Origin of the sequence: Actinopolymorpha pittospori, from assembly GCF_014873875.1 — a bacterium.
Taxonomy (GTDB): Bacteria; Actinomycetota; Actinomycetes; order Propionibacteriales; family Actinopolymorphaceae; genus Actinopolymorpha; species Actinopolymorpha pittospori.
Map to the genome: position 1 here is coordinate 9,438,497 of NZ_JADBEM010000001.1, position 19,803 is coordinate 9,458,299.

At 69.3% G+C, this 19,803-nt stretch carries 19 protein-coding genes and 1 pseudogene; 8 read left to right on the forward strand and 12 right to left on the reverse strand.

Going from position 1 to position 19,803, the window contains the following annotated elements:
• Positions 1-65: 65 nt before the first annotated feature.
• The 4 genes from HEB94_RS43680 to HEB94_RS43695 form a co-directional block, all read right to left on the reverse strand.
• Positions 66-407 carry an NIPSNAP family protein gene (locus HEB94_RS43680; protein WP_192755281.1) on the reverse strand — a complete coding sequence of 114 codons (342 nt, stop codon included), beginning with the start codon at positions 405-407 and terminating at the stop codon, positions 66-68.
• Between the two features lie 198 nt (positions 408-605).
• A complete protein-coding gene (locus HEB94_RS43685) occupies positions 606-1,247 on the reverse strand; it encodes an HAD-IA family hydrolase (protein ID WP_192755282.1) in 642 nt (213 codons plus the stop codon).
• Positions 1,248-1,312: 65 nt separating this feature from the next.
• Complete coding sequence (locus HEB94_RS54980; RefSeq protein WP_192755283.1) at positions 1,313-1,669, reverse strand: ClpX C4-type zinc finger protein; 357 nt, start codon at positions 1,667-1,669, stop codon at positions 1,313-1,315.
• Between the two features lie 144 nt (positions 1,670-1,813).
• Positions 1,814-3,163 (reverse strand): alpha/beta hydrolase, encoded by a 1,350-nt coding sequence (locus HEB94_RS43695; RefSeq protein ID WP_192755284.1) that lies wholly within the window; start codon positions 3,161-3,163, stop codon positions 1,814-1,816.
• A gap of 178 nt (positions 3,164-3,341) precedes the next feature.
• Here HEB94_RS43695 and HEB94_RS43700 point away from each other — a divergent pair, with 178 nt between their 5' ends.
• Positions 3,342-3,488 (forward strand): hypothetical protein, encoded by a 147-nt coding sequence (locus tag HEB94_RS43700; protein ID WP_192755285.1) that lies wholly within the window; start codon positions 3,342-3,344, stop codon positions 3,486-3,488.
• A 210-nt stretch (positions 3,489-3,698) separates the two neighbouring features.
• Positions 3,699-7,373 carry a methionine synthase gene (gene metH / locus HEB94_RS43705; protein ID WP_192755286.1) on the forward strand — a complete coding sequence of 1,225 codons (3,675 nt, stop codon included), beginning with the start codon at positions 3,699-3,701 and terminating at the stop codon, positions 7,371-7,373.
• A 103-nt stretch (positions 7,374-7,476) separates the two neighbouring features.
• On the opposite strand, the gene HEB94_RS43710 is transcribed toward metH, so the two are convergent.
• From HEB94_RS43710 to HEB94_RS51810, 4 genes are all read right to left on the reverse strand, one after another.
• Positions 7,477-7,833: an HNH endonuclease signature motif containing protein gene (locus HEB94_RS43710; protein ID WP_238361779.1), complete on the reverse strand. Its 357-nt coding sequence runs from the start codon at positions 7,831-7,833 to the stop codon at positions 7,477-7,479.
• A complete protein-coding gene (locus HEB94_RS51800; protein WP_238361780.1) occupies positions 7,742-8,893 on the reverse strand; it encodes a DUF222 domain-containing protein in 1,152 nt (383 codons plus the stop codon). The genes HEB94_RS43710 and HEB94_RS51800 overlap by 92 nt, the downstream gene beginning before the upstream one ends.
• A 182-nt stretch (positions 8,894-9,075) precedes the next feature.
• The gene (locus HEB94_RS51805) at positions 9,076-9,420 is read right to left on the reverse strand and encodes a nitroreductase/quinone reductase family protein (RefSeq protein ID WP_238363135.1); all 345 of its coding nucleotides are present in this window, start codon (positions 9,418-9,420) and stop codon (positions 9,076-9,078) included.
• Entirely contained in the window at positions 9,345-10,172 is an 828-nt protein-coding gene (locus tag HEB94_RS51810) for an antibiotic biosynthesis monooxygenase (RefSeq protein ID WP_238361781.1), read from the reverse strand. Before HEB94_RS51810 ends, HEB94_RS51805 begins: the two co-directional genes overlap by 76 nt.
• 100 nt (positions 10,173-10,272) lie before the next feature.
• Between HEB94_RS51810 and soxR the strand changes: the two genes are divergently transcribed.
• A complete protein-coding gene (gene soxR / locus HEB94_RS43720) occupies positions 10,273-10,728 on the forward strand; it encodes a redox-sensitive transcriptional activator SoxR (protein WP_192755288.1) in 456 nt (151 codons plus the stop codon).
• 288 nt (positions 10,729-11,016) lie between these two features.
• On the opposite strand, the gene HEB94_RS43725 is transcribed toward soxR, so the two are convergent.
• From HEB94_RS43725 to HEB94_RS43735, 3 genes are all read right to left on the reverse strand, one after another.
• Positions 11,017-11,589: a hemerythrin domain-containing protein gene (locus HEB94_RS43725; protein ID WP_192755289.1), complete on the reverse strand. Its 573-nt coding sequence runs from the start codon at positions 11,587-11,589 to the stop codon at positions 11,017-11,019.
• Positions 11,590-11,713: 124 nt separating this feature from the next.
• Positions 11,714-12,067 (reverse strand): GNAT family N-acetyltransferase, encoded by a 354-nt coding sequence (locus tag HEB94_RS43730; protein ID WP_192755290.1) that lies wholly within the window; start codon positions 12,065-12,067, stop codon positions 11,714-11,716.
• Positions 12,064-13,086 (reverse strand): pirin family protein, encoded by a 1,023-nt coding sequence (locus HEB94_RS43735; protein WP_192755291.1) that lies wholly within the window; start codon positions 13,084-13,086, stop codon positions 12,064-12,066. Before HEB94_RS43735 ends, HEB94_RS43730 begins: the two co-directional genes overlap by 4 nt.
• Before the next feature lie 231 nt (positions 13,087-13,317).
• Between HEB94_RS43735 and HEB94_RS43740 the strand changes: the two genes are divergently transcribed.
• The 5 genes and pseudogenes from HEB94_RS43740 to HEB94_RS43755 all read left to right on the forward strand — a co-directional run bounded on the left by HEB94_RS43740 (position 13,318) and on the right by HEB94_RS43755 (position 16,521).
• Positions 13,318-13,812: a carboxymuconolactone decarboxylase family protein gene (locus HEB94_RS43740; RefSeq protein ID WP_192755292.1), complete on the forward strand. Its 495-nt coding sequence runs from the start codon at positions 13,318-13,320 to the stop codon at positions 13,810-13,812.
• Positions 13,809-14,000, forward strand: a pseudogene (locus HEB94_RS54985) (alpha/beta fold hydrolase); the annotation flags it as partial. The gene HEB94_RS43740 and the pseudogene HEB94_RS54985, both read left to right, overlap by 4 nt.
• Entirely contained in the window at positions 13,978-14,628 is a 651-nt protein-coding gene (locus HEB94_RS43745) for an alpha/beta fold hydrolase (protein ID WP_202896859.1), read from the forward strand. The pseudogene HEB94_RS54985 and the gene HEB94_RS43745, both read left to right, overlap by 23 nt.
• Positions 14,629-14,731: 103 nt before the next feature.
• Positions 14,732-15,733, forward strand: coding sequence for an ATP-binding cassette domain-containing protein (locus HEB94_RS43750; RefSeq protein WP_192755293.1), 1,002 nt, complete (start codon positions 14,732-14,734; stop codon positions 15,731-15,733).
• On the forward strand, positions 15,730-16,521 hold the full coding sequence (locus tag HEB94_RS43755; protein ID WP_192755294.1) for an ABC transporter permease: 792 nt from the start codon (positions 15,730-15,732) through the stop codon (positions 16,519-16,521). Before HEB94_RS43750 ends, HEB94_RS43755 begins: the two co-directional genes overlap by 4 nt.
• Here HEB94_RS43755 and HEB94_RS43760 read toward each other — a convergent pair.
• On the reverse strand, positions 16,518-19,712 hold the full coding sequence (locus HEB94_RS43760; RefSeq protein WP_192755295.1) for a BTAD domain-containing putative transcriptional regulator: 3,195 nt from the start codon (positions 19,710-19,712) through the stop codon (positions 16,518-16,520). The two genes, HEB94_RS43755 and HEB94_RS43760, sit on opposite strands and share 4 nt — an antisense overlap.
• Positions 19,713-19,803 lie beyond the last annotated feature (91 nt).

The following is a 19,803-nucleotide window of genomic DNA, read 5'->3' on the forward strand; positions in this document are numbered from 1 at the left end:
CCCAGCCCGCCAAAGAGCGCCAAAGATTCCCGACGCGCTGGCAGCTCCTAGCCCTAGCGTGCGCTCTACCGCAGCGGCGAATAGTCGGTCGGCGACAGGAAGACACTCTCGACGCGCTCGGTCAGCGAACCGTCGACCTCCGAGGCGGACTTGACGCTGATCCACTCCGGGTCGGCGCGGAAGGCATCCCAGGCCTGGTCGGCGCTGGCCCGGTCGGGGAACGCGAGGACGTAGACGAGCGCGTTGTCGCGGTCCGGCTCGTCGGTGGGGCTGAAGAAGGCGACCAGCTCCATGCCGTGCTTGGCGAAGAGCGCGAGCGTGTGCTCCCGGAACCGCCGGTGCAGCGCGTCGAGCTTGCCGGGTGCGGCGTAGTAGGTACGGAGTTCGAACACGCGGTCGGTGGTCATCGTCCATCCTGTCGGGCGTTGGGCGACGTGCGTCGCGGGGTGCGTCCGCGGGTCGGGGCGCCCCTGCGAGGCTACCGATCCGCGGTCGACCCAGGTCCGCGCGGTACTCCTCCCCGGTCCGGCTGACAGCCCCACTCCGCGGTGTCGGTGTTGGGTCCGGGGACCAAAGGAGTATGGAACACGTTGGTAAGCGCTCCTTCAGGTTACATCGATAATGATGTCCTTCAATTCAATCAAGGTTTCGATTCGGTAGCTAGCCTGTGTAAAGTCATGTGCTTTTGTAAAGTCATTGTAGACAATGGCACAGTCGATACCGGCCGCCACGGCTGAGTTCAGCCCTCTGGATGAATCCTCTACAACCAGTGTCTCTTCTTTGGTGGCTCCGAGGCGCTTCAAGCCGGTCAGGTACGGCTCCGGGTGCGGCTTGGCGAGGTCGTAGTCTTCGCGGGCAAGGATGAAATCCATGAATTGTTTGATCTGGCGCTTCTCATGGATGATCTCAAAATCTACACGTTTCGAAGTCGTCACGATGGCCATGCGGACGTATTTTGACAGTTCGGCAAGAGCTTCAACGACGCCTTCAATCTCAATGGCTTCCGTTCTGAGGTATTCCTGATAATAATCATTACGGACCTCACGCTGCCTGCCGATGGTCCGCTCATCAATACCTGCCGCCCTGGCCTGGGCCCAGGTGGCCAGTCCCTGGGTCATGTCTCGGAGGTACTGGTCCCTGTCCAAGGTGAATCCAATTTCCGCCAGGGCGCGTTCTCCAGCTTTGTAATACCAGAATTCGGTATCCACCAGAACACCATCATGATCGAAGAGTATGTACTTTTTCACTCGCTGATCCTTTCCGGTAGCCCCGGCAAACCATGGCCGTCGAGCGTGTCTCCCGGGTCCAGGTGTCACTCCTCGCCGGAGAAGCGCTCCCACGCCGACTGCCGGCTGATCCCGAGCGCCTCCCCGATGCGCGCCCACGTCACACCGAGCTCACGCAGGCGGCGGACATGTTCGGTGACGGCTCGCTCCACGTGTCCACGGGAGGAGTCGAGTCTCGTCATCTGCGCGAGGAGTTCCTCCTCGCTCTTCTCGGTCAGGTCCGGCAGCGACGCGACCCGTTCGTCGGCGAGGATCTGGTCGCACAGGCCAACGCACCCGTCGCAGATGAAGACCGCCGGACCGGCGATCAGCCTCTCGACCTCACCCTTCTCCTTGCCGCAGAAGGAACAGGCGAACACCTGGGTCTCCGTCTTCGCGGCCATCCTGGCACCCCCGATCCAATCTTTTGTCAGGTGATCCCTGACAGATTGCTTGTCAGGCTAGCCCTGACAGAGTGCGACGTCAACGACCCGTGATGCTGACCCGGCCAGTCGAGCGCCGGGGAGCGCGCGTCGGTCACGCACCGTTCACCAGGGCGGGTCCGCCGCGACGTAGGCCGGTCGCGGCAGCTCCTCGCCGTGCAGGAAGGCGCGTACGGTCTCGCGGTAGAGGTCCGGCTGGTGTGTCGGGATGGTGTGCCCCGCGTCGTCGATGGCGAGCAGCGTCGCGTTCGGCAGCAGGTCGCGGTACTCACGCGTGGCGTTCCAGTGGATGTAGTCGCATTCACCGCGCAGAACAAGAACGGGAGCGGTGACCGCACGCAATGCCGGCCGCGGATCGGCCACGCGCCCGGCGTCCAGTGAGGTCGCGGCGTTCGCCCAGAAACCGAAGCCCCGCGGCTGCCATGCGCCCTCGGTTCCGGACGGCGGGCCCGACGCGCACCCCGGCCGCATGTCGAGGTCGCTGACCATGGACTCGAAGACGCCGTCCATGCGCGCGTCCGGAAAAAGGGTGCTCGCCGCCCGCGGACCAGCCGCGCTCAACAGCACCTGGGCGAACAGAAACTGGGGATGCCGGCCGATCGCCTCCTGCTGGTCGCGCCGACCGGCTTCGGTGAGGCGCTCGGCCTCGGTGCCGGCGGGCGCCCAGATCTCCCCTGGGGAGGAGACGACCGCGCGTTCCACCCGCTCCGGATGCGCGGCGAGATAGTTGGCGATGAGCGTGCCACCCCACGAGGCCCCGACCAGGGCGAGACGTTCGGCGCCGATGACCTGCCGGATCGCTTCCAGGTCGGCGACATGCCGCGCGACGGTGTAGTCACCGACGTCCGCGAGACGTCCGGACAGGCCTGCCCCGATCTGGTGGTAGTCGTACACGTCGAAACCGCCGGCGGAGAGGTCGCGCACCAGCGCGCCCCTCGACCCGTCGGGCGAACCCGGCCCGCCGTGCACGAGGAGCACCGGGCTCGGCCTGGCTTCACCCTGGGCCGGTGTGTGGGTGTAGGCGATCCGTGAGCCGGTGGGCAGGTGCCAGAACCGCACGTCCGCCGTCATCGGCAGTGGGGTGCTCGGCGGGGTCGGGCCGAAGACGATCCCCCAGATCAGGAACCCCACGCCCGCCGCGGTGACGGCCGTGACAGCTCCCGTCAGCCACCGGCGCGACGCGCGGCGGGACGTGACCAACGCCGCGGCCAGTCGCACCACACCGCCCGTGCAGACCAGCAGCACCAGCCCCGCGCCGACCGCCGCCAGGACCCGATGCCCGGTGATCGCCGCGACGGCGACCAGACCGACCACCGCACCGATCGCGCCGGCTGGGATCGCCGCCACCACCAGCAGCCATCCCGCGATCCGTCGTACCACCGTGAACGCGCCGCGCGATGGTGCCACCTCTGGCCGAGGCACCTGATCCGCCTGATCCGCCTGATCCGTCGCCATGCTTCCACCCCCGTGGAGCCGTACATCGCCAGCACTGGGGCTTCATCTGACCATGATCACCGGCCTGGACCAAGCCCCGACGCACCGCGGGACCGCACGTCGTGACCGCCTTTCGCGTTCGGCCGTCCTCGGGACCTCGGCGCGGCTACTCTGCCTGCACACATTCATGGGGGGACACATGGGTGCCGGCACGATCATCGCGGGGATCGCCATCATCACGGGGGTCGTCCTGCTCCGGTACGGGTTGCGGTGGTACGACCTGTGGAGCATGGACCGCGCGGAGGAACGCCGCCGTCGCGCGGAGGACCACGAGCGCCGGGCGTGACGTCCGCGGCTCACTCAGGCGCGGCAAACCTCCGCAAGCGGGACAATCCGGGAAGAGGCGTCAGGCATCCGCAGGGTCTGGCCGGGTTTGGGTGCCGGGTTTGGGTAGGCTAGGCGTTCAGGTCGAGAGGCGCTGCGACGGGCCGACACCCGCCACGCTCGACCTGGATCGAATGACTCCAAGGGCGCCTCCGATTTCTGGAGGTGTCTGATGAGCAGGTCCACGAATGCCGGCGACGATCGCGGGCACGCGACCCGATCCGCGTCCGGGCCCGAGTCGGCCAGTGCGACCCAGGCGCTCCGAGACCTCCTCGACCAGCGCGTCGTCCTCCTCGACGGGGCCTGGGGCACGATGCTGCAGGGCGCGCAGCTCACACCCGCCGACTACCGCGGCGACCTCATCTCGCCCGATCACGCCCAGGACGTCACCGGCGACCCCGACCTGCTCAACCTGACGCGCCCCGACATCATCCTCGACGTCCACCGCCAGTACCTCGCGGCCGGCGCGGACATCACGACGACCAACACGTTCACCGCTACGAGCATCGCCCAGGCGGATTACGGCCTCCAGTCGTACGTCAAGGAGATGAACATCCGCGGCGCGCGACTGGCGCGGCAGGCGGCCGACGAGGCCGGAGGCAAATTCGTCGCGGGCTCGGTGGGTCCGCTGAACGTGACGCTCTCCCTGTCGCCGAAGGTCGACGACCCGTCCTATCGCGCGGTCACGTTCGACCAGGTCAAGACGACGTACGTGGAGCAGATCGCGGCGCTGGCCGAGGGCGGCGTCGACCTGCTGCTGATCGAGACGATCTTCGACACGCTGAACGCGAAGGCGGCGATCGCGGCGGCCCGTGAGGTCGCGCCCGACCTGCCGCTGTGGATCTCGCTGTTCGTCGACCTGTCCGGGCGCACCCTCTCGGGTCAGACCGTGGAGGCGTTCTGGCGGTCGATCGAGCGGGCCGAGCCGCTGGTCGTGGGCGTGAACTGTTCGCTGGGCGCCGCCGAGATCCGCCCGCACGTGGCCGAGCTGAACCGCCTGGCCGGCACGTACGTGGCCTCGCACCCGAACGCCGGGCTGCCGAACGCGTTCGGTGGCTACGACCAGACGCCGGAGCAGACCGGCGAGCTGATCGGCGAGTTCGTCGACTCCGGCCTGGTGAACATCGTCGGCGGCTGTTGCGGCACCACACCCGCACACATCGCGCGGATCGCCGAGGCGGTCCGCGGCAAGGCCCCGCGCACCGTCGCCGAGTCCGAGCCGGCCACCCGGTTCAGCGGTCTCGAGCCGTTCGAGATCGGCCCGGACACCGGCTTCGTGATGATCGGCGAGCGCACCAACGTCACCGGCTCGGCGCGGTTCCGCCGGCTGATCGAGGCCGACAACTACCAGGCCGCCGTCGACGTCGCGCTGGAGCAGGTACGCGGCGGAGCCAACCTGCTCGACGTCAACATGGACGCCGACCTGCTCGACAGCGAGCAGGCCATGACGACGTTCCTCAACCTCGTCGCGACCGAGCCGGAGGTCGCCCGCATCCCCATCATGGTCGACAGTTCGCGGTGGAGCGTGCTGGAGGCCGGCCTGAAGTGCGTCCAGGGCAAGGGCGTCGTGAACTCCATCAGCCTCAAGGAAGGCGAGGAGGCCTTCCTCGAACAGGCCCGCCGCGTCCTCGACTACGGCGCCGGCGTGGTGGTCATGGCGTTCGACGAACAGGGTCAGGCCGACACCACCGAACGCAAGGTCGCGATCTGCGGCCGCGCCTACGACCTGCTCACCCAGAAGGCCGGCTTCGCGCCCGAGGACATCGTCTTCGACCCGAACGTCCTCGCGGTCGCCACCGGCATCTCCGAGCACAACGGCTACGCCAAGGCCTTCATCGACGCGCTGCCGTTGATCAAGCAGCGCTGCCCCGGCGCGCGGACCAGCGGCGGCATCTCCAACCTGTCGTTCTCCTTCCGCGGCAACGACGTCGTACGCGAGGCGATGCACTCGGCGTTCCTCTTCCACGCCGTACGCGCCGGGCTGGACATGGGGATCGTCAACGCCGGGCAGCTCGCGGTCTACCAGGACATCCCCGCGGACCTGCTCGAACTCGTCGAGGACGTGCTCTTCGACCGGCGCCCGGACGCCACCGACCGGCTCGTGTCGTTCGCCGAGACCGTGAGCGGGTCCGGCACCCGCCGCGCCGTGGACCTGTCCTGGCGTGAAGCGCCGGTGAAGGAACGCCTCGGGCACGCGCTCGTCCACGGCATCGTCGACTTCATCGAGGAGGACACCGAGGAGGCCCGGCAGAGCGCGGCCCGCCCCCTCGACGTGATCGAGGGCCCGCTCATGGACGGCATGAAGATCGTGGGCGACCTGTTCGGTTCGGGGAAGATGTTCCTCCCGCAGGTGGTCAAGAGTGCGCGGGTGATGAAACGCTCGGTCGCCTACCTCGAGCCGTTCATGGAGGCCGAGAAGGAACGGGCCCGGCAGGAGGGACGCGCGGAGAGCGTCCGGGGCCAGGGCAAGGTCGTGTTGGCGACCGTCAAGGGCGACGTGCACGACATCGGCAAGAACATCGTGGGCGTCGTGCTCGGCTGCAACAACTACGAGGTCATCGACCTTGGTGTCATGGTGCCCGCGTCGGTCATCCTCGACACGGCGATCGCCGAGGGTGCGGACGTGGTCGGGCTCTCCGGTCTGATCACGCCGTCGCTGGACGAGATGGTCGGCGTCGCCGCGGAGATGCAGCGCCGCGACCTGAAGCTGCCGTTGCTGATCGGTGGCGCCACGACCTCGCGCCAGCACACGGCGGTCCGCATCGCTCCGGCCTATGAGGGGACGACGGTGCACGTGCTGGACGCCTCCCGCGTCGTCGGTGTCGTGTCGGACCTGCTCGACGCGGACCGCGCCGAGCAGCTCGCCACGAGCAACCGCGCGGAGCAGGAGCATCTACGCGAGCAGCACGCGACCAGGCAGCGGCAGCCGCTGCTGACCCTCGAGCAGGCCCGGGCCAACCGGGAACCGGTCGCGTTCGAGGACCTGCCCGTCCCCGTCTTCACCGGTGTCCGCACCGTCACTCCCGACCTGGCGACGCTGCGCGAGTTCATCGACTGGCAGTTCCTCTTCCTCGCCTGGGAGCTGAAGGGGAAGTACCCCGCCATCCTCGACCAACCGGTGGCCCGCGAACTCTTCGACGACGCCAACACGCTGCTCGACCAGATCATCGCCGACGGCAGCCTCCGGCCCGAGGGGGCCTACGGCTTCTGGCCGGCCCACTCCGACGGCGACGACATCGTGCTGGAGTCGGGCGTACGTTTCCCGATGCTGCGCCAGCAGACGACCAAGCCGGCCGGACGGGCCAACCGCTGCCTTGCCGACTACGTCGCACCGGCCGGTGACCATCTGGGTGGGTTCGCCGTCACCGTGCACGGCGCCGACCAGCTCGCCGCCACCTTCGAGGCCCAGAACGACGACTACCGCGCGATCATGGTGAAGGCCCTGGCCGACCGGCTCGCCGAGGCGTTCGCCGAGTACATCCACCTCGAAGCGCGGCGGGCGTGGTACGAGCCGGGCGCCGAGCCGCTGATGGAGGACCTGCACGCCGAGCGCTTCCGCGGCATCCGACCTGCGCTCGGCTATCCCGCGAGCCCCGACCACAGCCAGAAGCAGGACCTGTTCGACCTGCTCGGCGCCAAGACACTCGGCATGGCGCTCACCGAGTCCTTCGCGATGACCCCCGCCGCCAGCGTCAGCGGGCTGCTCTTCGCGCACCAGTCGTCGCGCTACTTCACCGTCGGGCGGATCGGCAAAGACCAGGCCGAGGACTACGCCAACCGGCGAGGAGTCGACCTCACCCAGGTCGAGAACATCCTGCGGCCCAACCTCGCCTACGAACCCCAGTAGGGGTGACGGGTCCGCGTCGTCGACGACGCGGGCCATGGTGGTGGTAGGGCGCGGCGGATCTCTGCGCCCGCGTTCAGCACAGCCGTCTCGCGCCCCGCGCTGTTCAGCGGCGGAGGGGGTGTTGGGTGGGGTTGGTCCATGGGGGTGGGATGTATTCGGGGTGGCCTTGATCACCCATCCGCACCTGCCAGTTGTCGTGGTGGATCATTTCGTGGTGGGTGGGGCAGAGCAGGACCCCGTTTCTCACATCGGTGGGCCCTCCGTCTGCCCAGTGGACGATGTGATGGGCGTGGCACCACTTCTCCGGTGCTTGGCAGTCGGGGAAGTTGCAGTGGTGTCCGTCCCGCTCCCCGATGGCGTGACGCTGGTTACTGGTGAAGAGTCGTGTTCCGGTGCCCAGATCGAGGATCGCTCCGTCGCTGCCCAGGACGGCGGGGAGGATCTCGGCGTCGCAGGCCAAACATGCGCAGCCACCGCGCCGATACCGCGATCCCGCCGGGGACTTTCCCGAACGCTCCGACCTTCGGACCGCTGCCATCCCCGCCGCCGTTCTCCGCGTCCCCGCACCCGGTGACGCACGCCTCGCAGCCGCCGTCGGGGCTTTGCGGGTTGAGGGTTGCGGTGGCTTGGAGGGTGGTGTGAATGGTCCCGTGGCCGTGGAGGTCGCGGAGAAACTTGAAGGGGATCGTGGCGGTGATCCGCGGCCTCGTCCCACCCCGCGTGGGTGCGTTCCCGGCGGCCTGAGCAAGCCCGATCCATTCGATCGCGGCGTCGGCCAAGCGGCGGTCGTAGGGACGCGTGTCCCTGCCATGCGGTCCGGGGCGGGGTTTCGCCAGGGCGTCGAGCATGCCGTGCAGTTGGGTCATGTGGGCGCGTTCGAACCGCATCGTGACCTTGCCGATGCCTGGCGCGGCGGTGCCGAAGTAGACGGTCCTGCTCGCGGCGGCTTTCCGTTCTTCCCGTGCGAGTTGTTCGCCGATCCGCCGGTCGGCGTCCTCAGGGGCCACCACCTGGTAGAGCCGTTCCCCGAGTGCGCGTAGCTCTTGGGGGTCGAACGCTTCAGCCTGCTCCACCAACGCCGACTCACCGCGGGCCTTGATCTCGGGGTCGATGTCGGCGGGGAGTTTCCCCATCGCGAGATGGATCTCCTGCGCGTGCCGCAACGACACCCGCCCCTGCGACAGCGCCTGCTTGGTGGTGTGCAGGGTGGTGTTGAGGGCTTTGGCCTGTTTCACCGCGCCGCCGGCTTCGGCGCGGCTCATCCGGGTCTGCTGCCGGACCCACACCGCGGTGCTCGCCGCAGCGGTGCCGGTGTGGACCGCGTTGACATCGGCTTGTCGCACGAGTTCCAGGATCAGGGCGTCCAGACGCGCCCGCTCCTTTGTGAGCGCCGCGAGTATCGGACCCAACTCGGCGTCCGGGAGCGACCACACGGGACACCACGCCACCAGGTCGAGACAGTCGCGGACACCATCGACCACCGCACCAAGCGGATGGGTGGAGGTGGTGTCGGTGTCCATGACCAAACCCTAGACCCGACCACCGACAACAACCCCTTGTAAAAAAGGCGATCCGAGCCACCCCGGCCAAGAGTCCTTCGAACAATTCTTTGTCAGAAACGAGTTCGACATGGGCGATCGAACAGGAGAGGCCCGAGAAGGCAAGGCCGGCGATACTCGAGGACCCGTCAACCTCACCTTGCCTAGGACGACCGTTCGAGGATCACCACCGGAATGTCGCGGCCAGACCGGGCTTGGTAGCTGTCGTACAGCGGAAAGATCGCCGCCATCCTCGGCCACAACTGTTTCTTCTCCTCCGCGGTGGCCGTCCGCGCACGCGCGTCGGACCTGTCACCACCGACCTGGACCGCGACGCCCGGGTGAAAGTGGAGGTTGAGATACCACGCCGGGTCTCGAGGCGATCCGGCGTTCGAGCCGACCAGAAGGTAGCGGTCGCCGTCCCGTCCGTAGATCAGGGCCGTACGCCGGAGCCTCCCCGTCCGTCGCCCGCGGGTGGTGAGGAGCAGCGTCGGCCAGCCCTGGTACAGGTGCCCTGTCCGGCCATCGGTCTCGACGTAGGCGCGGACATGCTCGGCCACCCACTCCGTCGGCTGTCCAGCACCTCCGCCCCTCCGACCTCCTCGGCAACCTCCCCTTCGACCGGAGTCGCCGACACGCTGCCCACCAGCCTGAAGCGCCTGTATCCGCCGCTGATCACCCCGGGGAACTCCTGGACCCGCCGCCAGCCGAGCGAGGATCCCACCGTCCCCTGCCCCGAACGCTCGAGCGCCTCACGGTGAGCCCGCTCGTCGGTCCACTCGGCGTAGTTGAGCACCCGCGTGCCGTCGACACTCACGTGGAAGTGGCCCGAGATCCCACCCTGTGCGGGTTGGGTCTCCCCCGCCATCGCGTCGAAGACCGTGTCGATCCATCGCTGTTGCCGTTGCGGATCGGAGCCGTCGAAGTCCACGGTGACGAGGACGACGCAGCCCGGGGCCGGTGAGTTGTCGCGGACGCCACTGCGGTGAAGGCGATACTCGACCAGATTGCCGGCGCCCATCAGGTCCGCCACGTACGCGTGATCCGCCTGGTCCTTCGCCCACTGCGTGTACGCCACCAGTGTGTCGTCCTCGATGCTTCGGAACAGGGCGACCGAGCGCAGTCCTGGCGGCGACGGCTCTCGCCTCACCCTGTCAAGGATCGCTTTCGGTGACGTTTCTCGAGCGTCCGCCTCGGCGAGCAGCACGCTCCCGGCATCGGGACGGTCGACGTCCGGCCAGGAAGCACGGTTCGCGGTCATGTCTGTCCTCCGCACAAGGGTGACTCACGTCCACCGCCAGTCGGCGGCACAGAAAGCGTCGAACTTAAACAAGGGTTCAAGTCAAGTTAGGGTGGGCCGCATGGCACCATTACCGGCCGACGTGACCGAGATCACGATCGGCGAACTGGCCGACCGGAGCGGAGTTCCGGCCTCTGCTCTGCGCTTCTACGAACGACAGGGCCTCATTCGCAGCCGTCGCACCTCGGGAAACCAGCGACGCTACGACCGGGCGACACTTCGTCAGGTCGCGTTCATCCGCGCCTCGCATCACCTCGGCATTCCGCTCACGGTGATCGGAGAGGTCCTTGCCCTCCTCCCCGAGGGTGTCGCGCCGAGCCACGACTTCTGGGTCAAAGCCTCAGAATGCTGGAGCGCGGAGCTCAACTCCCGAATCCAGCGGCTCGAACGAATGCGGGATCGTTTCACCGAGTGCATCGGCTGTGGTTGCCTGTCGTTCGAGCAGTGCACCCTGGTGAACGCCAACGACGACCTGGGCCGGGACGGCGCGGGACCACGCCGGCTGTTCAACTCCTAGGTCACGACCTGGTCGAGAAACGATGCCGCACTCACGCGATCCGTTCCGCGGAAGGCGGGCGCCTGGCATCCTGAACGGCATGAACACCGACCGCCGACGGGTGCTCCTGTGGACCTGGGTTCTGCTCGTGGTCCTGGTCCTCGCCGTGACGTCGTACCACACCGACGACATCACCAACACCGCCCCCGCCATGTCCTGAGCCGGCGACGAACGCCGTCGTGGCGCGGCCGATCGGTGGTCGCGCGGACCGCGACGAACCTGTGCGCGGGCGGCGTACGCCGATCCTCGTTACCTCCGCTGCGCTCGGCTCCAGTCCCGTATGGCGCCACGGATGCGGTCGAAGAGGGCCACCGGCGGACCCGCCAGAAGGTTGACGACAGCGGACTCGCCGACCGCGGGATGGGGCCGGGTGGGCGCCACGGCCTCCGCTGTCCGTACCGCGCCCGCCATCCTGCGAAGCCGGTCCGCCGGGAGTTCGCGGCGCAGGCGCGCGAACTCCTCGGTCTCCTCCTGCGAGGCGTGTGCGGTGACCGCCTCCGCCAGCGCGGCGAGCTTCACGTCGAAGCGGGGATGGTCCACACCGAGTTCGTAGAGTTCGGCGAGCGCCCTCTTCGCCTCGGCCTCCTCGTGCAGGCGGCCGGACACGACACGCTCCCCGTCGAGGAGTTCGCGTCGGGCGATCGGATGGAGGATCTCCTCCTCCGCTGTCTCGTGGACTGCGAGAAGCCGCACCAGATCCTCGAACATCGCACGCTTGGCGGGACCCGCGGTGGCGCCCTTCAACCGCGTGAGAAGGCCCCTGATCTGCTCGTGCTGCTCAAGCAACAGGTCCACGACGTCCTGTTCCCGCGTCTTCGCCATGCTCGCGACCTCCCTCACCACAGGGTCGGTGGCGTACGTCCCGGCAAGCTCCTCTTTCGCAGCTACCCGGTTGTGCCGTCCACAACACCTGCGGCGTGGGTCGCGGGCATCCGCCGCGAGGACCCTAGGAGTTCAGGACCCGGTCGAGCCACTGCAGCGTCTCGGGGGTCACCGGTCGCGCGATGTCGCTGAACTCTTCGTGCTTCTTGAGGTAGGCGGCCACGAGCGGGCACACGGGGACGACCTGCTTGCCGCTCTCGCGGATGTCGGTGAGTGCCTGGGTCACGAGGACGGAGCTGAGGCCGCGGCCGCTGAAGGCGTCCTTGATCTCGGTGTGGTAGAGGACACGCTGGTCCTCGCGGTCGCGGTAGGCGGCGAACCCGGCGATCTCGTCGCCCACGCGTACTTCGTAGCGGTTCTTCGCGTCGACTCGATGCACGGTGGGAGGGGTGGCGGGGCTGGTGGGTGCATCGGTCATCGTGGACGCTCCTCGTCACGTGCTGCTCGGGGGGACGGGTTGTGGCGCGGGGTGAGCCTGGCCTTCGGCAACGGCGGCGCGGGCAGGCGGCCCGGGTTGCCCTGGTAGCCCTCGACGCGGCCGAACTGGTCGGACTCCGCCTGCCAGGCGGCTCGGAACTCGGCGATCTCCTCGTGAGTGCGGCCGACGAAGTTCCACCACATCACGATCTCCTCCTCGAACGGTGTGCCACCGAGGAGAAGGACGCGGGCGGGCGCGTCGCCGGTGTTGGCGAGTTCGAGGGCCGACACGCCGGTTCCGACGTATCCGAGGTCGCGGGACGCGAGGTCGGTGCCCGCGACCGCGACCGTGCCGAGGTCCACCAGGACGCCGTGCTCGAACGTCGGATCGACGTCCAGGTCGAGCCGGGTGTGCGGGTCGAGGACGAGTTCGGCGCCGAGCAGCGGGGTGAACGTGCGTACCGGCGAGGTGTCTCCGGCGAGGGAGCCGAGGAAGACACGGGCCGTCGCGTTCCCGAGATCGACGGTACCGGGCGCGTAGTGCTGGAACTCCCGACCTGTGTGCCGGTGTGCGTCGGGCAGCGCGACCCAGAGCTGGACCCCGTGCAGGGTCCTGGTGTCCGGGGTCGAGACCTCGGAGTGGCAGATACCGTGGCCGCCGGTCATGAGGTTGACCTCGCCGGGCCGGATCAGCGCGTGCGAGCCGAGGCTGTCGCGGTGTTCGACCTCACCGCTGAACAGCCAGCTGACGGTCTGCAGGCCGGTGTGCGGGTGCGGGCCCACGTCCATGCCACCGGCCACCGCGACGTCCTCGGGTCCGTAGTGGTCGGCGAAGCACCAGGCACCGATCAGCGAGCGCTGGCGCTGCGGCAGCGTACGCCGCACGCGCATCGCGCGCGGTCCACCGAGTGGAACGTCTCGAGCGGTCAGGATCTCGACGTCCGGCCGGGTCGGATCGACCACGACGCCGGGATCGTCGCGGCACGTCAGCTCCGGCGGAGCCGTCTCGGTGTTACTCATGGCGCGGCTCACTGTCATGCGTCATCGGAGCACCTCGTTCTCAGCTCAACTGTCCCACCCGCGGCCGCGACCGCTGCGCCGCGGTCGCCCGTACGATGGATCCCACGGGGATTGTTGTCACGTCAGCATCTTGGTGTCAAGGCGGGGCGATAGGGTGCGGCAGAGACGGGCGGCGTACAGACAGCTACGGAGCCCGGTACGCAGATCGGTACGGAGAAGGTGAGGACCCGCATGAACGTCGAGGCCGACCACCGGCGGGTGTTCGTCGACAAGCAGAGTCCGGAGGTGTTCCGGGCGCTCCTGCAGACGGCGAAGGCGGCACGGGCGGCGGCGACCGAAGCCGGCCTGGACCCTCGCCTGATCGAACTCGTCAACCTTCGCGTCTCGGCGATCAACGGCTGCGCGTACTGCCTGGACCAGCACACCAGGGACGCCCTCAAGCTCGGCGAGACCGCGCAGCGCCTGGCCACCCTCTCGGCATGGCGGGGCACCGATCTCTTCTCGCCCACCGAACAGGCCGCGCTCGTTCTCGCCGAGTCGGTCACCACCCTTCCCAGCGCCGACGACCAGGCCCGCGACTACGCCCTGGCCCGCCAGCAACTGTCGGCCGACCAGATCTCCGCGGTCATCTGGGTCGCGATCACGATGAACTCGTTCAACCGGGTCTCGATTCTCAGCCGGCATCCCGTACGCCCGCAGGAGAAGGTGGCCGCGGGGGCCTCATGAACCTCACGGTGAACGGCGTCAGCCTGCGGGTCGAGGAGTCCGGCGCGGGTCCGACGGTCCTGCTGCTGCACGGCTTCCCCGACTCGAGCGACCTGTGGCGGCACCAGGTGCCCGCGCTGGTCGGGGCCGGTTACCGCGTCCTCACCATGGACCTGCGCGGGTTCGGTGAGTCGGAGCGCCCGGCCGAGGTCGCCGAGTATCGGCCCGAGGCCGTCATCGGCGACATCACCGGTACTCGACCATTTCGGCGTCGACCGGGTGCACCTCGTCGGCCACGACTGGGGCGGCGTCATCGCCTGGACGGTCGCCACCACGAACCCCGACCGGCTCGCCAGCCTGACCTGCCTGTCGACCGGGCACCCGGCGGCTTACCGCGACGCGGGGTGGGCGCAACGCGAGAAGGGCTGGCACACGCTGTTGTTCCAGTTCGAGATCGCGGGGGCCTGGCTGCTGCAGGACGACGCGCGCAACCTGCGCGAGGCGCTGACCGAACACCCGGACGCCGAGGCCGCCGTCGAGCGGCTCCGTCGTCCCGGCGCCGTCGACGCCTCGCTCGGCCTCTACCGGGCCTGGGCCCCACCCGAGTCGCTGCTGGCGCGGCGGCACCCGTACCCATCGATCCCGGTGCCGGTGATGGGGGTGTGGAGCACCCGCGACCGGTTCCTGACCGAGGAACAGATGACGGGTTCGGCCGCGTACGTGAGCGGACCCTGGCGCTACGAGCGGGTCGAGGGCGTGGGCCACTGGTTGCCGCTCGAGGCTCCCGCGAAGATCACCGAACTCCTGCTGGGCTTCCTCGGTTCCACCGGCCGATGACCTGGCTTCGTGCCGTGAAACCGCGCTGAAACCGCGGTAAAGCTTCGCTCCCGCACTCTTCTCGCAGTCGTGGACCAGCACCACCCTGACGAGACGAGGAAGCATGACCACTCCCGCATCCCAGCCGGCGATCGCGGTGACCGGGCTACGCAAGTCGTACGGCGACAAGACCGTGCTCGACGGTATCGACCTGCACGTCGCACCGGGGACGATCTTCTCGCTGCTCGGCCCGAACGGCGCCGGCAAGACCACCACGGTCCAGATCCTGTCGACCCTGATCGCCGCCGACGGCGGGCAGGTACGCGTCGCCGGTCACGACCTGGCGAGGGATCCCGACGCGGCCCGCGCGGTGATCGGCGTCACCGGCCAGTTCTCGGCGGTGGACAACCTGCTGACCGGCGAGGAGAACCTGCTCCTCATGGCCAGGCTGCGCCACCTCAGCCGGGCCGAAGGTCGGCGGCGGGCCACCGAACTGCTGCAGGACTTCGACCTCGTTGAGGCCGGCAGGAAGCTGGTCTCGACGTACTCCGGTGGTATGCGCCGCCGGCTGGACCTCGCGATGACGCTGGTCGGTGACCCGGCCATCATCTTCCTGGACGAGCCGACCACCGGGCTTGACCCGCGCAGCCGCCGCACGATGTGGGAGATCATCCGCCGGCTGGTCGCCCGCGGGGTCACGATCTTCCTCACCACGCAGTACCTCGAGGAGGCGGACCAGCTCGCCGACCGGATCGCGCTGCTCGACCACGGGAAGCTGGTCGCCGAAGGCACCGCGAGCGAGCTCAAGCGGCTGATCCCCGGCGGTCACGTCCGGCTGCGTTTCACCGACGTCCAGGAGATGCGGAAGGCGGCCCACGTCTTCGGTGACGTGCAGCGGGACGACGACGCGCTCACCCTGCAGGTCCCCAGTGACGGCGGCGTGCGGTCGCTGCGGACACTGCTCGACCAACTCGACCGCGCCGCGATCGAGGTGGAGGAGCTCTCGGTCCACACCCCCGACCTCGACGACGTGTTCCTCACCCTCACCGGCCGCCCCGCCGACCAGAGCACCGGCCAACACTCCGAGCAGGCCTCCACCACGCACGAAAAGGAACTCGCCCGATGAGCAGCCTCTCCTACTCGATCGCGGACTCGGCGACGATGCTGCGCCGCAACCTCCTGCACCAGCTGCGCTACCCGTCCATAACCGTCCTGCTCATCGGCATGCCGCTGATGTTCCTGCTGCTGTTCGTCTACGTCTTCGGCGGGACACTCGGCGCCGGCCTCGGCGGCGCGTCGGGAGGCCGCGCGGAGTACGTCAACTACGTCGTTCCGGGCATCCTGATGATGGCCATCGCCAGTGCCGCACAAGGCACCGCGATCGGCGTCGCGATGGACATGACCGAGGGCATCATCGCGAGGTTCCGCACCATGGCGATCAGCCGCGCCTCGGTGCTCACCGGACACGTCCTCGGCACCCTGATCCAGACCATGCTGAGCCTGGCCGTCATCACCGGCATCGCGCTGCTCATCGGTTTCCGACCCACCGCGACACCGATCGAGTGGCTCGCCCTGGTCGGCGTGTTCGCGATGATCAGCCTCGCGCTCACCTGGCTGTGCGTCGCGCTCGGGCTGATCGCCAAGACGGTCGAGAGTTCGAGCAACCTCCCAATGCCGCTGGTGCTGCTGCCCTTTCTCGGCAGCGGGTTCGTGCCCACCGACTCCCTGCCGGTCGGGATCCGCTGGTTCGCCGAGTACCAACCGTTCACGCCGATCATCGAGACGCTGCGCGGCCTGCTCCTGGGCACGCCGATCGGCGACAGCGGACTGCTCGCCGTCCTCTGGTGCGCCGCCCTCACGGTGCTCGGCTACCTGCTGGCCCGGGCGCGCTACAACCGGGACCCCTCCCGCTAGTGGGTCACCGCTTCGGGCTCGGGCCGCTCGTGCAGGGCGGCGAGTGCGGCAGCGAGCAGCGCGTCGCGATCCAGGTCGGCGTACGAGGACACCGCGTCCTGGTACGCCGACCTGTCGGCGTCCTCGGCGGCCTCCCGGACGCGGGTCACCGACATCGTGACGGAGAAGTCGCGCGGGTAGCCGAACCGCTCCGCCAGGGCGACCATCCGCGCGCCGGAGCGCAGGACCCGCACGTCGCCGGACCGCCGGCCACCGTCGAGGTCGGCCAGTGCCAGCGCCAGCAGGAGCGCGCCGTGGACCGGGCCGTCCACGTAGTAGGCCGGCGGCTGGTCGACGGGAGCGCTCAGCATCGCCATCAGGATCCCCGGCAGTTGGTCGGCCATCGTCGCCGCGAGGTCCAGCCGTCCGTGCTGGGTGTGGGCGACGACACTGACGCTGAGGAGTTGCAGGGCCCACGGATGCAGCCCCACCGAGTCCAGGCGGAAGCCCAGGTCGTCCCCGTCGCGGTTGGAAACCTCGTCGACGGCATGGCGCCACTGCGCCAGACCCGCCTCGACGTTGCCACGGGCCAGCTGGATCTCCGCCCGGACGCCGAGGTCGAAGGTGGCCATCGCGGTGCGGTTCTCATGCGGGGTCCCCGCCAGCCCGAGCCAGTGCTCCGCCTCGTCGAGGGCGCCGCGTTGTACGTTGGCCAGCACCAGCGCCCACCTGGTCTTGAACAGATCCGGCCACTGCTGCCCGGCGAGTACCTTCAGGGCCTCCTTCAGGTGACGCTCCGCCAGGTCACCGCGACCTGCCTGCAGAGCCAACTCGCCGATCCGGGAGTGGGCGAGGAGCCGGCCCCACGGGGCGCCGTTCTGGTTGGACGCCGCGAGCATCCGCTCCGCGGCCAGGAGCGCCTTGCCGGCGTCGCCGCCGTGCTCCCAGACGTAGGTCGCGACGACGTTGGCGATCATGGCCACCAGCGGCTGGTCGCTCCGACACAGCTCGTCCAGGCGGGCGAAACCCGCGCCCATGAGATCCGGCGTGGCGGCGATGACGGTCGCGGCCGCGCGGGTCACGGTGTCCGGCGGAGCCGGCGGGAGGCGGCGCAGGATGAACAGCTCACGGCCTCCGGTCCCGCCGTACAGCAGGAAGACACACATGATGTTCAGTACCGCGGCCGCCCTGGTGATCTCGACGTACTCCGGCTCCGGCCGGTAGTGCGAGAGCGGCCAGACGGACTCGGCGAGTGATGGCAGTCGGGCGTAGTTCGACTCCACGGTCCACAGGCCGCCGAGTGCGGCAACCGTTGCCGCGATGGTGGGACCGTCGCAGTGCTGGAGTCCGAGCCGGAACGCCTGCACGAGGTTGTCCTGCTCGGCCCGCACCTGCCACGCCGGGGAGAACGGGTCCTCGGTGAAGGTCGACTCATGGTGCGCGATACCGAAGTCACGTGCCCAGGCGAGGAACCGTTCGGTGACGAGACCGGCCTCGCCGGCGGACTCGCGTCTCGCGGCGCTGAACTCGCGGACGGTCTCCAGCATCCGGAACCGGGTACCCGACGGGGTGTCCGCGACCTTGAGCAGGGACTGGTCGACCAGGTGCTCGAGGACGAACAGGATGTCGTCGTCACCGAGCAGGTGGCGGGCGGCGTCCTCGGTGAAGCCGTCGGGGAAGATCGACAGCGCCCGCATCGCCGCCTGGCCCTCCGGATCCAGCAGGTTCCAGCTCCAGTCGACGACGGCGTGCAGGGTCTGGTGCCGTCTCGGAGCGTCCCGGGCGCCGCCGCGCAGCAACGAGAACCGGTCGTTCAGGCGCTGCGCGATCTCCGGGACGGACATGACCCGGACCCGCGCCGCGGCGAGCTCGGCGGCGAGCGGGAGGCCGTCCAGGTGGCGGCACAGGTCGGCCACCACCTCGGCCGGCAGGTCGACGCCGGGGCGGGCCGCCCGGGCGCGTTGCTCGAACAGCTCGACGGTCGTCTGCTGGTCGAGCTCGGGCAGCGCGTAGACCGACTCCGACGACAGTCCCAGGGGGGCCCGGCTGGTCGTCAGCACCCGGAGGTCCCCGGCCATGGACACCAGGGCGCGCACCAGCTCGGTGGCGCCGTCGAGAACGTGTTCGCAGTTGTCCAGCACCAGCAGTGCCGGGTCGGGGCCGAGGGCGCTGACGATGCTGGCGAGGTGGTCGGGTGGCGCGGTGCGCGGACCGACCGGCATGCGTCGCGCCTCCCCCACGCCGAGGACGGTGGCGACCTCCCGCAGGACGTCGGCGGCGGCGGTGACACCGGCGAGCGGGACGACGTGGACGATCCGCTGCTCCGCCTCCCGGCTCACGGAGTACGCGAGCCGGGTCTTGCCGAGACCGCCCGGCCCGACGATGGAGGTCACCCGCGAGGTCCGGATCAGCTTCGCCACCGCCGCGATGTCCTCGTCGCGTCCGAGCAGCGGGTTGGGCTCGTGCGGGACACCCTGCCGGATGACCGGTGCCTCGCCCCGCAGGAGCTGTTCGTACTCCGCCCGCAGCGCTGGGCCGGGATCGGTGCCGAGGTCGTCACGCAGCGAGCGGCGGTAGGTGTCGTACCTCGCCAACGCCGCGGCCGGTCCCACCGTCGCCGCCTCGCAGCGCAGCAGTTCGAGCAGCACCTCCTCATCGCGCGGGCTCTCGGCTGCCAAGGAGGCCAGTTCGTCGAGGGCCTCCGCGCGGCGACCGAGCCGGGACAGCGCGAGCGCCCGGGCCCGGCCGAGCGAGCGGTAGGTCGACAGCCGGTCCGCGCGCAGTGCCGACAACGGATCGTCGAGTACGACGTCGCCGCCCGCTGCCCCGTCCCAGAGCGCGAGGCCCTGCTCGGCCTGCTCGAGAGCGGCGGCATGGTCGCCCGCGCGGGACTGCTCGCCGCTCGCGGCCAGCCGCAGCAGCACCGCCGAGGCGTCCACCTGGTTCTCACCAAGCGCGAGGCGGTAGCCGGTGGGCGTGCTGGCGATCACGTCCGAGCCGAGCTGGGAGCGGGCCCGGGAGACCAGGACCTGGAGCGCCTTGGTGGGGTTCTCGGGTTGGTCGTCGGCCCACAGCCCGTCGACCAGTCGGGTGGTGCTGGCGCCCGCGCGCAGGTCGACCGCGAGGAGGGCGAGGAGCGCGCGCAGCCGGGGACCAGCGATCTCCTGGTCGCGGAAGGACACCCGCGACAGCAGGGTCAGATCGGTGGTCACCGTCGTAGGTTAGTCAGCCCGCCGGGTTCGCACGCAGAAGGCCGCATCGCCCACAACGGCGGGAAGCCGGAATGTGGGCGACGCGGCCTGC